The organism is Novimethylophilus kurashikiensis (assembly GCF_003112435.1).
Taxonomy (GTDB): Bacteria; Pseudomonadota; Gammaproteobacteria; order Burkholderiales; family Methylophilaceae; genus Novimethylophilus; species Novimethylophilus kurashikiensis.
Genome location: NZ_BDOQ01000003.1, coordinates 594,479 through 608,707 on the forward strand (window position 1 = coordinate 594,479; position 14,229 = coordinate 608,707).

The window sequence follows — 14,229 nt, forward strand, 5'->3', positions numbered from 1 at the left end:
TAAGCGCATGCAGCCTATCGTCTACCTCAACGGCCAGTTCCTACCGCTCGACCAAGCGTTCGTGCCGGTGCTGGACCGCGGGTTTGTGTTCGGCGATGGGATCTACGAAGTGGTGCCGGTGTATTCGCGACTGGCGTTTCGGATCGAGGAGCACTTGCACCGCTTGCAACATAGCCTCGACGGTATCCGGCTGGACAACCCGTTCAGCCGCGAACAATGGATCGAGCTGATCGAGGAACTGATCGCCCGCAACGATGGCGAAGACCAGTACCTGTACTTGCAGTTGACCCGTGGCGTCGCCAAGCGCGATCACGCTTTTCCCAAGGAAGTCACGCCCACGGTGTTCATGATGAGCAGCCTGCTTGTGCATCCGCCTCAGGCACTGGTAGAGACAGGCGTTGCAGCAGTTTCGGTTGTAGATAATCGTTGGGACCGTTGCGACATCAAGGCGATTTCGCTGCTTCCCAACGTACTGCTGCGCCAGACGGCCGTGGACCATCAAGCTGCAGAAGCGGTCATGTTCCGCGATGGCATCCTGACCGAAGGCTCAGCCAGCAATATCTTTTTCGTGGAAAACGGCGTCATCATGGCGCCACCCAAGGACAACCATATGCTGCCGGGCATCACCTACGACCTGGTGCTCGAACTCGCCGATGCCCACGGCATGCCGTATGAAATCGGCAAGTATGATCAGGAGCGGGTGCGCCGGGCTGACGAATTGTGGATGACGTCCTCCACGCGGGAAGTGCTTCCGATCACCCAACTGGACGGGCAGCCCATCAATAATGGAAAACCCGGACCACTGTTCAAGAAAATGTACGCGCTTTATCAGGACTACAAGGCGCATGTGATGAGGAGGCCCGACTAATGGCCGACGAAGAAACCCTATTGGAATTTCCCTGCGATTTTCCCATCAAGATCATGGGCGAGACGCGTGAAGGCTTTGCCGAGGAAATCGTAACCGTGGTGCGCAAGCACGCGCCGGACTTCGACATGACAGGCTTTGCCATGCGTGCCAGTTCGGGCGGCAAATACCTCAGCGTAACCTGCACCGTCACCGCGACCTCCAAGCCGCAGCTGGACGATTTGTACCGTGAACTCACCTCGCATCCATGGGTGAAGGTCGTCCTGTAATTCCCTTGCAGACACGCGAACTCGGCAGGACCGACTACTCCGATACCTGGCGGGCGATGCAGGCGTTCAACGCTGCAAGGTCTGCCGACACACCGGACGAGCTGTGGATCACCGAGCACCCGCCGGTCTATACGCTGGGCCTGAATAAACGCGATGTGCAGCCGCCGCTTCGACAGGATATTCCGCTAGTCGAGACGGACCGCGGTGGCAAGATTACTTATCATGGACCAGGGCAGCTCATCGTCTATTTCCTGATCGACCTCAAGCGACGCGACCTTTCCATCCGACCTTTGGTGAGCCTCATGGAAAACGCGGTGATTGCACTGCTCGGACAATACGGGATCGCTGCCGCAGCCCGTGCCGATGCGCCGGGCGTGTATGTGGAAAACCGAAAAATCGCCTCCTTGGGATTGAGAGTGCGAAACGGCTGCTGCTATCACGGGCTCAGCCTGAATATCGATATGGATTTGTCGCCGTTCGATGCCATCGATCCTTGCGGCTATCGCGGGCTGGAAGTAACCCAGACCCGTGATCTAGGCATACCGGCCGATATGGCAACCTTGTCGGCCCAACTGAAAACATTGCTGCTGAACCAGCTCAACCGCTTATGACCGTCAAACAGAAAGGCGCGGAAAAAACCGCGCGCATCCCCATCAAGATCGTTCCGCAACCGGCACCGCGCAAGCCGGAATGGATACGCATGAAAGTGCCGGACAGCCCACGCTTCCGCGAGATCAAGGAGATTTTGCGCGAGAACAAGCTGCACACGGTCTGCGAAGAGGCCACTTGTCCCAATATCGGCGAATGCTTCAGCGGCGGCACGGCGACCTTCATGATCCTGGGCGATCTCTGCACTCGTCGCTGCCCGTTCTGCGACGTGGCCCACGGCAAGCCGCTGCCGCCCGATGCCGAAGAGCCGCATAACCTGGCGCGCACCATTGCTGCCATGCGGCTCAAGTACGTGGTCATCACCAGCGTCGACCGCGACGATTTGCGCGACGGCGGTGCCAAGCATTTTACCGATTGCATCAGCGCTGTCCGCGCGGCCTCTCCAGCCATACGCATCGAAACCCTGGTGCCGGATTTTCGCGGCCGCCTGGAACCTGCGCTGGCCGCCATGAGCACAGCGCTTCCCGACGTGCTTAACCACAACCTCGAAACCGTGCCGCGTCTTTATAAACAAGCCCGCCCCGGTGCCGACTACGCACACTCGCTCAAATTGCTGAGCGACTTCAAGGCCGCACATCCGCACGTAACGACCAAATCCGGCCTGATGCTGGGACTAGGGGAGAGCGACGAGGAAATCCTGGAGGTCATGCGCGATCTGCGAGCCCATGACGTAGATATGCTGACCTTGGGCCAATACCTGCAACCCAGCGCCCACCATCTGCCCGTGCTGCGTTTCGTGGAGCCCGATCGCTTCACGTGGTTCGAGGAACAAGCGCTGGCCATGGGATTCACCCATGCCGCCTGCGGCCCCATGGTACGCAGCAGCTATCACGCCGACCAGCAGGCACATGAAGCATTGGCCGCTGCGGCAACGGCAGAATCAAACATCTAATCAGTAGGTCACTTGGGGCGACGGTTCACAACCATCGCTTCTCAGCTTCCGAAAACGCGGTTGTACGCCGCCAAAGCCTGCGCGATAGCGCCAGTAGGATGAACTGCATCGCCGGTGCCGAACTCCGCTTGCAAGGCACTGCTATGATCGTCGATGTAGTGAATGGCGCGGTTGAGGTTATCGAGTTGGCGCGGCATGAAATTGCCGTCCGAGTTGAGCAATTTTGCCGCCTCGGCAAAATTTGCGGCGAATGCCTGGACCGTATCGACCACCCCCTGCTTGTTGCTCGCCAACATGCTGTCTAACTTAGCGGTATCGAGAACGGCATTACCCGTCCTGGCGTCGATGGAAATCCCCAGATCGGCCAAGCCATGTACTCCGTCCTGCACTCCGAAGAACATATTTTTAATGCTCTGATCCAACTCGCGCCGCGCTACCTGAGCGGCTTGAGTACCGGCCAGCAAACCGCCTTGCTGCATGTCCGCGCCGAACTGCTTGATCCAGCTGTTGAAGCGATCCACAAAGCTCTGGAGTTGGGAACGGATGCTGTCGTTATCCATCGCCGATGTGATATCGAGTGACTGTGCTGCCTGCTGCATCGAGGCCAAACCGTCCTTCATGCTGTTCAGTTCGAAATACTGCGCCTTATACAGCACGTCTTTGTTGTTGATCACCGTCATCATCTGATAAGCAGATTCAGGATCGAACAAGGCCAGGTTGCGGCCGGTAGCGGAAAGCCCTGTGCCAGAGGAAGACGGCGACAAGGTGCTCCAGAGATCGCCCGAGGCGCCCTGCGAAGGCCATTGTCCGCTGATTGCTGCCATGAACAAACTACTCCCGTCCTGATCCGGGCCAATGAGAGAAGACAGCGCTTGCGACCGGAGTTGGCTGAAGGCTGCGATGTAGGGAGTAGCTGACATTGTCATGACGTGTTCCTCGAATACTTTACCTATCCCATGCACAAGTCGTGCCTGATTTAACTCATATCCTCATAGAGGAAAAACAAGCCGGCATTTCTTCTGTCAAAAACGAAAGAAATCAAACAACCGCAGCAACGGCACGGTTGAATTGGAGGGCCGAACGCGGGTATGATAGTAAAGTTTCACTCCAGATTTCATAAACGCTTATCTACGGATAGGCGCAAGCGCCGCGAACACCCTCGGTTTGCGAGCGTTGACGGTTTTGTCGAATGGTTAGACGAGGGATTGGACAGGGGCAGGAAATGCCAGAGCAGCAAGGTTTATACGACCCGTCGAATGAACACGACGCATGCGGCGTCGGCTTCATCGCGCACATCAAGGGTCAAAAGAGTCATCAGATCGTTCAGCAGGGCCTGCAAATCCTGCGCAACCTGACGCACCGCGGCGCCACCGGGTACGACCCCAAGCTGGGCGACGGCGCAGGCATTCTGCTTCAACTGCCGGACGCATTCCTGCGCAAGGAAGCCGCTAAGATGAGCATCACGCTGCCTGCGGTCGGTGAATACGCTTGCGGCATGGTGTTCCTGCCGCAATCCGAAAACGGCCGTCTGGCTTGCGAATCCGCCATTGCCCGCATCATCCATGAAGAAGGGCAGAGCTTCCTGGGCTGGCGCGACGTGCCTCGCGACAACAGCGATATCGCCGCCGCCGCCCGCGCCATCGAGCCGGTCATGCGCCAGGTGTTTATCGCCCGCGGCAGCAACGCCGCCGACCAGAACGCCTTCGAACGCAAGCTGTTCGTGATCCGCAAGCGCGTCGAACACGCCGTTCGTGCGCTCAAGCTGGACGACCGCGACCAGTTCTACGTCCCGTCGCTGTCTTCCCGCACCATCGTATACAAGGGCATGCTGCTGGCGAACGAAGTCGGCACCTATTACCAGGACTTGCAGGACGAAAGTGTCGTTTCCGCGCTTGCCCTGGTGCACCAGCGCTTCTCCACCAATACATTCCCGGCCTGGGATTTGGCACACCCGTTCCGCATGATCGCCCATAACGGCGAAATCAATACCATGCGCGGTAACGTCAACTGGATGGCTGCGCGTCATGAAGCCATGCGCTCGGCGCTGCTGGGCGAAGACCTCGACAAGCTGTGGCCGTTGATCGACGACGGCCAGTCCGACTCCGCCTGCTTCGACAACGCGCTCGAACTGCTGGTCGCCGGCGGCTATTCCCTGCCGCACGCCATGATGATGCTGATCCCCGAAGCCTGGGGCAGCAACCCCCTCATGGACGAAGATCGTCGCGCCTTCTACGAATACCACGCAGCCCTGATGGAACCGTGGGACGGTCCGGCTGCTGTGGCCTTCACCGACGGCCGCATGATCGGCGCTACGCTCGACCGTAACGGCCTGCGTCCCGCACGCTACCTGGTCACCGACGACGACCACGTCATGATGGCCTCCGAAATGGGCGTGCTGACCTTCCCGGAAGAAAAGATCGTCAAGAAGTGGCGCCTGCAGCCCGGCAAGATGTTCCTGATCGACATGGAACAAGGCCGCATCATCGACGACACCGAAGTCAAGGATCAACTGGCCAAGGCCAAGCCTTACCGCCAGTGGATCGAGCAATCCCGCACCTTCCTGGGCGATCTGCCCAAGTCCGACGCCAAACCGGAACTGAAGGCCGAACTGCTCGACGTACAGCAATCCTTCGGCTACACACAGGAAGATCTCAAGTTCATCCTGCAACCGATGGCCACCAACGGCGAAGAAGCCACGGGCTCCATGGGGAACGACAGCGCCTTGCCGGTACTCTCCAACCGCCCGAAGGTGCTCTACACCTATTTCAAGCAGCTGTTCGCGCAAGTGACCAATCCGCCGATCGACCCGATCCGCGAAGAACTGGTCATGTCGCTGGTCACCTTCATCGGCCCCAAGCCCAACCTGCTCGGCATCGACGAAATCAACCCGCCGCCGCGCCTGGAAGCCAGCCAACCCGTGCTGCTGCCGGAAGACCTGGAAGCACTGAAGAACATCGAAGCGTCCACCCACGGCCGTTATCGCTCGCTCGTGGTCGACATGACCTATCCGGCCGTCAACGGCAAGGAAGGCATGAGCGCTGCGATTGAAGCCCTGTGTGCCGCTGCCGAGCAATCCGTGCACGACGGCTACAACATCCTGATCCTGTCCGACCGCAACGTCAGCAAGGATCGCGTTGCGATTCCGGCGCTGCTGGCGACCGCTGCCGTGCACCATCACCTGGTGAAGGGCGGCCTGCGAACCAACACCGGCTTGGTGATCGACACCGGCTCTGCCCGCGAAGTCCACCACTTCGCGCTGCTGGGCGGCTACGGCGCCGAAGCCGTATGTCCGTGGCTCGCGTTCGAGACCATTGCCTCGCTCAACGTGCCGGATGCCAAGGAAGCCGGCAAGAAGTTCGTCAAGGCGATCGGCAAGGGCTTGTACAAGGTCATGTCCAAGATGGGCATTTCAACCTACCAGTCCTACTGCGGCGCGCAGATTTTCGAAGCCATCGGCCTCAACAGCGCGTTCATCAACAAGTACTTCCTGGGTACCGCCAGCAAGATCGAAGGCATCGGCCTTGACGAAGTGGCGGAAGAAGCCCTGCGCCAGCACCAAGCCGCGTTTGGCAACGACCCGGTATTGGCGAATGCGCTGGACGCCGGCGGTGAATACGCCTTCCGCGTGCGCGGCGAAGACCACCTCTGGACGCCGGAATCGATCTCCAAGCTGCAACATGCTACCCGTAGCGGCAAGTACGACACGTACAAGGAATACGCCAAGCTGATCAACAACCAGAGTCGCCGTCACATGACGCTGCGCGGCCTGTTCGAGATCAAGCCTGCCGGCGCACCCGTGCCGCTGGAAGAAGTGGAATCCGCCAAGGATATCGTCAAGCGCTTCGCCACCGGCGCCATGTCGCTGGGCTCGATCTCGACCGAAGCACATACCACGCTCGCGATCGCCATGAACCGCATCGGCGGCAAGTCCAACACCGGCGAAGGCGGCGAAGATCCGGTCCGCTTCCAACCTGTGGGCAAGGATACGACGCTGGCCGAAATGATCGGCAAGAGCCGCGTCGAATCCAATATCCCGCTCAAGGCCGGCGATTCCATGCGTTCCAAGATCAAGCAGGTCGCCTCGGGCCGTTTTGGCGTTACTGCCGAATACCTGTCGTCCGCCGACCAGATCCAGATCAAGATGGCGCAAGGCGCAAAGCCCGGCGAAGGCGGCCAGCTGCCCGGCGGGAAGGTGTCCGAGTACATCGCCAAGCTACGCTTCTCCGTGCCCGGCGTCGGCCTGATTTCGCCCCCGCCGCACCACGACATCTACTCTATTGAAGACCTGGCACAGCTGATTCACGATCTGAAGAATGCGAACCCGTCCGCCTCGATCTCCACCAAGCTGGTGTCCGAGACAGGCGTGGGTACGGTGGCAGCAGGCGTGGCCAAGGCCAAGTCCGACCACATCGTGATCTCCGGCTATGACGGCGGCACCGGCGCTTCGCCCTTGTCCTCTATCAAGCATGCCGGTACGCCGTGGGAGCTCGGCCTTGCCGAAACCCAGCAGACCCTGGTGCTGAACCACCTGCGTGGCCGTGTTGCCGTGCAAGTCGACGGCCAGATGAAGACCGGTCGTGACGTCGTGGTCGGTGCGCTGCTCGGTGCCGACGAATTCGGCTTCGCGACGGCGCCTCTGGTTGTCGAAGGCTGCATCATGATGCGCAAGTGCCACCTCAACACCTGCCCGGTGGGCGTGGCCACGCAAGATCCGGTGCTGCGCAAGAAGTTCACCGGTCAGCCCGAGCACGTGGTCAACTACTTCTTCTTTGTTGCTGAAGAAGTACGCGAACTGATGGCGCAAATGGGTATCCGCAAGTTCGACGACCTCATCGGTCGCGCCGACCTGCTGGACATGCAAGCCGGCATCGACCACTGGAAGATCCAGGGACTCGATTTCAGCAACATCTTCTATCAACCGAAGATGGACGCCAGCGTGGCCCGCTTCCACAGTGAAGAACAGGACCACGGCCTGCAACACGCCTTGGACAACAAGCTCATCGCTGCAGCAAAACCGGCCCTGGAAAAGAGCGAGAAGGTGGTTATCGAAACACCGATCACCAACATCAACCGCACCGCGGGCACCATGCTGTCGCATGAAGTCGCCAAGCGCCACGGTCACGACGGCTTGCCTGACGACACCATCACGGTGAAGCTGACCGGCACCGCTGGCCAGAGCTTTGCAGCCTTCCTGGCGCATGGCATTACCTTCGACCTCGTCGGCGAAGGCAACGACTACGTGGGCAAGGGCCTGTGCGGCGGCAAGATCATCATTCGCAAGCCGCAAGCCTTCCGTGGTCAACCTGCCGACAACATCATCGTGGGCAACACCGTGATGTACGGCGCCACCACCGGCGAAAGCTATTTCAGCGGTGTCGCAGGCGAACGTTTCTGCGTGCGTAACTCCGGTGCTTCCGCCGTCGTCGAAGGGGTAGGCAACCACGGTTGCGAATACATGACCGGCGGTACCGTGGTCGTGCTGGGCCAAACCGGTCTCAACTTCGCCGCCGGTATGTCGGGCGGCGTCGCCTACGTGTTGGACGAAGACGGCTTGTTCGCCAAGCGCTGCAACATGAGCATGGTGTCGTTGGAACAAGTCCATCACGTCGACAACGTACCGTCCGACGCCGTGCACCACATGGGCCAACCCGACGAAATCACCTTGAAGTCCTTGATCGAGAAGCACGCCGCTTATACCGGCAGCCCGCGCGCCAAGGCCATCCTGGAAAACTGGGACGAGTACCGCGCCAAGTTCGTCAAGGTCATGCCTAACGAGTACAAGCGAGCCCTCATTGAGCTCGCCGAACAGAAACTGCTGGAGGCCGCGTAACAATGGGCAAGCCCACTGGATTTTTAGAGTATCAGCGTTTGTCCGAGGCCAACCGCCCGGTTGAAGAGCGCGTCAAGAACTACAAGGAATTCGTCGTCCACCTGTCCGACGATGAAGCCAAGGTTCAGGGCGCACGCTGCATGGACTGCGGCATTCCTTTCTGCATGAACGGCTGCCCGGTCAACAACATCATTCCCGACTGGAATGACCTGGTCTACCGTCAGGATTGGCAACGCGCGTGGGAAGTGCTGGATTCCACCAACAACTTCCCCGAGTTCACCGGCCGCATCTGTCCGGCACCTTGCGAAGCCGCATGCACGCTCAACATCAACACCGATGCCGTCGGCATCAAGTCGATCGAACATGCCATCATCGACAAGGCATGGGAAAACGGTTGGGTCGTACCTAAGGTTCCCGCAGTCAAGACCGGCAAGAAGGTTGCCGTTGCAGGCTCCGGCCCGGCCGGCCTCGCTGCTGCGCAGCAATTGGCGCGCGCAGGCCATTCCGTTGTGCTGTTCGAGAAGAACGATCGCATCGGTGGGTTGATGCGTTACGGCATTCCCGACTTCAAGTTTGAGAAAAGCCATATCGACCGCCGCATGGAGCAAATGCGCGCCGAAGGCGTGGAGTTCCGCACCAACGTCTGGGTCGGCAAGACAATGCCGAGCAAGGGGATCGTTAACGACGCCAAGCAAAGCGTTTCGCCGGAAGAACTGCTGAAGGAATTCGACGCGGTGATCCTCACCGGCGGCGCCGAACAACCACGTGATTTGACGGTTCCCGGCCGCGAGCTGAACGGCATTCACTATGCGCTGGAATTCCTGATCCCGCAGAACAAGGAAGTGGCGGGCGACCAGCCCAATCCGACCCGAGCAACAGGCAAGCACGTCGTCGTCATCGGCGGCGGCGATACCGGTTCCGACTGCGTGGGGACGTCCAACCGTCATGGTGCTGCGTCCATCACCCAGTTCGAAATCATGCCGCAACCGCCCGAGCAGGAAAACGGTCCGCTGACCTGGCCCAATTGGCCGATCAAGTTACGTACCTCCAGCTCCCACGAGGAAGGCTGCGAGCGCGACTGGTCCGTCGTGACCAAGCGCTTCGAAGGCGAAAACGGCCAGGTGAAAAAGCTGATCGCCGCTCGCGTCGAGTGGAAGGACGGCCAAATGGTCGAAATTCCCGGTTCGGAATTCGAAATGAAGGCTGATCTAGTGCTGCTGGCGATGGGCTTTACCAATCCGGTCGGCTCCATGCTGGAAGCTTTCGGCGTGGACAAGGACGCTCGCGGCAACGCCAAGGCCTCGACCGAGGGCGATAACGCTTATGCGACTTCCGTCCCCAAGGTGTTTGCAGCTGGCGACGTTCGCCGCGGCCAATCCCTGGTGGTCTGGGCAATTCGCGAAGGCCGCCAGTGCGCTCGCGCCGTGGACGAATTCCTGATGGGCAGCAGCACGCTACCTCGCTAACCAATTTTAAAAACCTGAATGAGCGCAGAAAACCGCTGGCAGTATTCGGTTTCATCTGCGCTCATCGTCATTTATAAGCGGCCGATTTCATGACGCATCTCAAGAACGATACCTTTCTGCGCGCCCTCCTGCGCGAACCCACCGAATACACGCCGGTCTGGATGATGCGCCAGGCAGGCCGCTACCTTCCCGAATACAACGAAACCCGCAAGCGGGCCGGCAATTTCCTCAACCTGTGCAAGAGCCCGGATCTCGCCACGGAAGTCACCCTGCAGCCATTGGCGCGCTTCCCGCTTGACGCCGCCATCCTGTTCTCGGACATTCTCACCATTCCGGATGCGATGGGCTTGGGTCTGTACTTTGCCCAGGGCGAAGGTCCAAAATTCGAACGTCCGCTGCGCGAGGAATGGGAAATCCGCGACTTGACGATCCCTGACCCGTACGATCACTTGCGCTACGTGATCGACGCGGTGAAGCAGATTCGCCACGCGCTGGACGGCTCAGTACCGTTGATCGGTTTTTCCGGCAGCCCTTGGACACTCGCGACCTACATGGTGGAAGGGCAGGGCGGGACCGACTTCCTGGTCATCAAGAAGATGGCCTATGAGCGTCCCGATTTGCTGCATCACATCCTGGATGTGACGGCACAATCGGTAACGACTTATTTGAATGCCCAGATCGAAGCCGGTGCACAGGCTGTGATGATTTTCGACTCATGGGGTGGTGCGCTTTCGCATGCAGCCTATCGCGAGTTCTCGCTGGCCTACATTCAGAAGATCGTCGCCAACTTGAAGAAGGAGAACGAGGGGCGCCGCGTTCCCTGCATCGTCTTCACCAAGGGTGGCGGGCTCTGGCTTGAAGCCATGGCCGACATCGGCGCCGATGCGCTGGGCCTTGATTGGACCATCGATATCGGCGAGGCGCGTGCTCGCGTGGGTCACAAGGTTGCATTGCAAGGCAACCTGGATCCGGCCGTGCTGTTGTCCAACCCTGCGGCAATCCAGCGCGAGACAGCAGCTATTCTCGCCAGCTACGGCAAGGGCAGCGGGCACGTGTTCAACCTCGGCCACGGCATTACGCAATTCACGCCACCCGAAAATGCCGCGGCATTGATCGAAGCCGTTCATGAACTAAGCCGCCCGTACCACGGCGTATAAGGCGGACTATCACAGGAGACAGGATGCATTGCGCGACATGCGGAACCGACAGCGAGGACAGTGCAAGATTTTGCTCGCAATGCGGGACTCCGCTTGTCGCCGAGACGGCCTCGCAACATAAGGCGTCCTCAAGCTCCACCCCACACCCATCATCCGACAGTCCACCCCGTAGCAATCCTTTCAGCGACTTCTACGCGGCCCAGCCGGAGCCTGAAACATTGCGTCGTAGCCTCGTCATCGGCTTATCGCTGCTGCTTGCCGGCGCGTTCGCACTCACCGTGGCACTTTATCGCCACCATAAAACGGGCGAAATCGCCGAATTGGCAAAGGTAACGATTCCTCCAGCAAATAAAACCGCTTCAACGACACCCCAGGATGAAATCGCCGCATGCCCGGAGGGAATACGCTATTGCGTCGGAGGTAACGGCTCGGTGAAGGATCCTAGCTGCTCTCCAGCCCAGCCGTTTTGGGCGCATTACAGCACTGACGGTGGAAAAACCTGGCAACGTGCAGGATGTTTCAGCGATGAGGCACAGGCCAAAGCAGGTTTACAACAGGCACTGGGCATCAGCGTTCCGGAAATTTCAGGTCCTATGGTAAATACTGCGCCCGGCAAAACTGCTGAACAGGAGTCCTCTGCCAAAGTCACCTCTCTGCCAGCCAAATCCAGGAAGACTCAGCCTGGGACAACAGCCACCGCTTATCACGCCAAATTCAAAGGGCCGTTCGGCATCGTGCTTGAGGAACGTAATTATTCAAGCGCCGAGATGCGCGATCGAGCGGAACAGTTATGGCAGCATGAGCACAAGCTGCTTGAGCCGGATGGTTCGATCAACACGCGTTACGTCACGCCCAAACCCAAGACCGGCTTGATTCCCGGTCACTAGATTTCCAGCGGATCGACGTCCAGGCTCCAACGCACCTTGGCAGCCAGCGGCAAGCTCCGCAGCATCCCCATCCACTGCTTCAGGAATGCCTGCAATGCTTGACGATGCTCGGCTTGTACCAGGAGCTGCGCGCGTTCCATACCGTTGAGCCGCGCCATAGTCGGACGCACTGGATCGTAAACCATCACGGCGCCGTCCAAACCATAGGCAATATTGGCAGCTTCAGCGATGAAATCCCGTACCGGTTCAAACTTCTGCGCCTCGGCCCGCAACAGCGCTTGAAAGCAATAGGGCGGGAACATGGCCGTCTTGCGCTCTTGCAACAGCGTTGTGGCAAAGGCCGCATAATCGTGGCGTTTGAGTGCTTCAAACAACACATGGTCCGGAAACGCCGTCTGGATCAGGACTTCCCCTGGTTTTTCTGCACGCCCTGCGCGCCCTGCCACCTGCATGAGTTGGGCGAACAAGCGCTCAGCCGCACGAAAATCCGGGCTGAACAAGGCGCTGTCGGTATCGATGATGCCAACAAGGGTGAGATTGGGAAAATCGTGCCCCTTCGCCAGCATCTGCGTTCCGACCAGGATATCGACCCGCCGGCCATGCACCTCGGCCATCATGTCTTCCAGCGCGCCTTTGCGGCGCGTGCTGTCCCGATCCACACGCAGCACCCTGGCTTCGGGAAAAAGCTCCGCAAGGGTGGCCTCGAGCCGCTGTGTTCCATGACCTGTGGGATGAAGATCGGGATTGCCGCAGTTGGGGCATTGAACATGGATACGCTCTTCATGCCCGCAGTGATGGCACTTGAGACGTCGTTGGCGCAAGTGCACTACCAAGCGGCTGCTACACCGTTCGCATGGCGCGACCCAAGCACAGGCTGAACAAAGCAGCACCGGCGAATATCCTCGCCGATTAATGAACAGCAAGCTTTGCTCTCCCTTCGCCAGGCGATCATGCAGGGCATTGATCAACGCCGGCGTCAGCCCGTCCTTAAGCTGGGGAGTGCGGGCATCCAGGGTGATGATGTCCGGGAGTTGCGACTGCGCTACGGCGCGCTGGCCAAGCGTCAGCAAGGCATAACGACCGGCTTGGGAGTTGTGCCAGGTTTCCAGCGAAGGCGTGGCTGATCCAAGGACGATAGGAATGCCGGCCTGTTTGGCCCGCACCACGGCCACATCCCGCGCCGAGTAGCGCATACCGTCCTGTTGCTTGTAGGAACCGTCGTGCTCTTCGTCCACAACCACAAGCTTGAGGTTGGGGATGGGCGTGAAAACGGAAAGCCGCGTTCCGATGACGATGCGAGCCAAACCGGATTCAGCTTGCCGCCAATTGCGCAGCCGCTCGCCGTCGCTCATCTGGCTGTGAAGGGCGACCATGGGTTCGTGCGGAAACCGAGCCTTGAAGCGCGCTTGCAACTGGGGGGTGAGATTGATCTCGGGCACCAAGACCAGCACCTGGGCTTCAGGCGCGGCCAATGCGCTTTCCAACAAGCGCATGTAGACCTCGGTTTTGCCGCTGCCAGTGATGCCGTGCAGCAACCAAGCCTTGAATCCCGTTAATTGCCGGGTAACCGCTTCTACTGCTGCGGCCTGATCCTCGTTTAGTGCCGGCCTCGCAATCGCTGACGGCGCTGATGGGATGACGTGTTTTAGTTCAACGCATTCCACCCATCCTGCGGCTTGCATGGCTTTGATTGCAGTGTGCCAGTTGTCGCTGGTTTCCCCGAGGTTTTCAGCCGTCAACGATCCTTGTTTCTCTAACGCCAGCCATAGTCGGCGTTGAATCAAGGCCCGCTTGGGCAATACTTCCAAACTGGCCTGCCGAGCAAGCTCGCTCAGGCGATATCCCAGAATTTTTTCCAGCAGGGCAAGGCGGGCCTCCCGCAATCTTCCCGGCAGCACGGACATAACGATCTGCCCCAGCGGATAATGGTAGTAGTCCGCACAAAAATTAAGTAGCCGTAGTATTTCTGATGAAAGCGTGGGCTCACCGCCATAAACTTCGAGCACTGGTTTGAGTGCGTCGTTATCAAGCTGCGATTGCTCCACGATCTCAAGCACGACGCCGACCATTTGCCGCCTGCCAAAAGGGACGAGAACGCGCATACCGACCTCTGCCTGATGGCCGGCATCGAGATAGTCGAACAGCGTGTCCAGCGGCACGTCCAGGGCGACGCGCAAAATGCTCATCGGGATGT

At 59.3% G+C, this 14,229-nt stretch carries 10 protein-coding genes; 8 read left to right on the forward strand and 2 right to left on the reverse strand.

Annotation, left to right across the window (positions count from 1 at the left end):
• Positions 1 to 7: 7 nt before the first annotated feature.
• From NMK_RS06365 to lipA, 4 genes are read left to right on the forward strand one after another with little or no spacing between them, the layout of a single operon-like run.
• Positions 8 to 868, forward strand: a complete 861-nt coding sequence (locus NMK_RS06365; protein ID WP_109014904.1) for a D-amino acid aminotransferase — start codon at positions 8 to 10, stop codon at positions 866 to 868.
• Positions 868 to 1,134, forward strand: coding sequence for an HP0495 family protein (locus tag NMK_RS06370; RefSeq protein WP_109014905.1), 267 nt, complete (start codon positions 868 to 870; stop codon positions 1,132 to 1,134). The genes NMK_RS06365 and NMK_RS06370 overlap by 1 nt, the downstream gene beginning before the upstream one ends.
• Entirely contained in the window at positions 1,113 to 1,745 is a 633-nt protein-coding gene (gene lipB / locus NMK_RS06375; protein WP_109014906.1) for a lipoyl(octanoyl) transferase LipB, read from the forward strand. The genes NMK_RS06370 and lipB overlap by 22 nt, the downstream gene beginning before the upstream one ends.
• Entirely contained in the window at positions 1,742 to 2,695 is a 954-nt protein-coding gene (gene lipA / locus NMK_RS06380; RefSeq protein WP_109014907.1) for a lipoyl synthase, read from the forward strand. The genes lipB and lipA overlap by 4 nt, the downstream gene beginning before the upstream one ends.
• A gap of 41 nt (positions 2,696 to 2,736) precedes the next feature.
• On the opposite strand, the gene fliD is transcribed toward lipA, so the two are convergent.
• Positions 2,737 to 3,621 (reverse strand): flagellar filament capping protein FliD, encoded by an 885-nt coding sequence (gene fliD / locus NMK_RS06385; RefSeq protein ID WP_109014908.1) that lies wholly within the window; start codon positions 3,619 to 3,621, stop codon positions 2,737 to 2,739.
• A gap of 296 nt (positions 3,622 to 3,917) precedes the next feature.
• Between fliD and gltB the strand changes: the two genes are divergently transcribed.
• The 4 genes from gltB (at position 3,918) to NMK_RS06405 (ending at position 12,035) form a co-directional block, all read left to right on the forward strand.
• Entirely contained in the window at positions 3,918 to 8,525 is a 4,608-nt protein-coding gene (gltB, locus tag NMK_RS06390; protein WP_227871391.1) for a glutamate synthase large subunit, read from the forward strand.
• Positions 8,526 to 8,527: 2 nt separating this feature from the next.
• Positions 8,528 to 9,991, forward strand: coding sequence for a glutamate synthase subunit beta (locus NMK_RS06395; protein ID WP_109014910.1), 1,464 nt, complete (start codon positions 8,528 to 8,530; stop codon positions 9,989 to 9,991).
• 89 nt (positions 9,992 to 10,080) lie between these two features.
• On the forward strand, positions 10,081 to 11,148 hold the full coding sequence (gene hemE, locus NMK_RS06400) for a uroporphyrinogen decarboxylase (protein WP_109014911.1): 1,068 nt from the start codon (positions 10,081 to 10,083) through the stop codon (positions 11,146 to 11,148).
• Positions 11,149 to 11,171: 23 nt separating this feature from the next.
• A complete protein-coding gene (locus NMK_RS06405; protein ID WP_109014912.1) occupies positions 11,172 to 12,035 on the forward strand; it encodes a zinc ribbon domain-containing protein in 864 nt (287 codons plus the stop codon).
• Here the strand turns inward: NMK_RS06405 and NMK_RS06410 are convergent.
• Positions 12,032 to 14,221 (reverse strand): primosomal protein N', encoded by a 2,190-nt coding sequence (locus tag NMK_RS06410; protein WP_109014913.1) that lies wholly within the window; start codon positions 14,219 to 14,221, stop codon positions 12,032 to 12,034. The genes NMK_RS06405 and NMK_RS06410 overlap by 4 nt on opposite strands.
• Positions 14,222 to 14,229 lie beyond the last annotated feature (8 nt).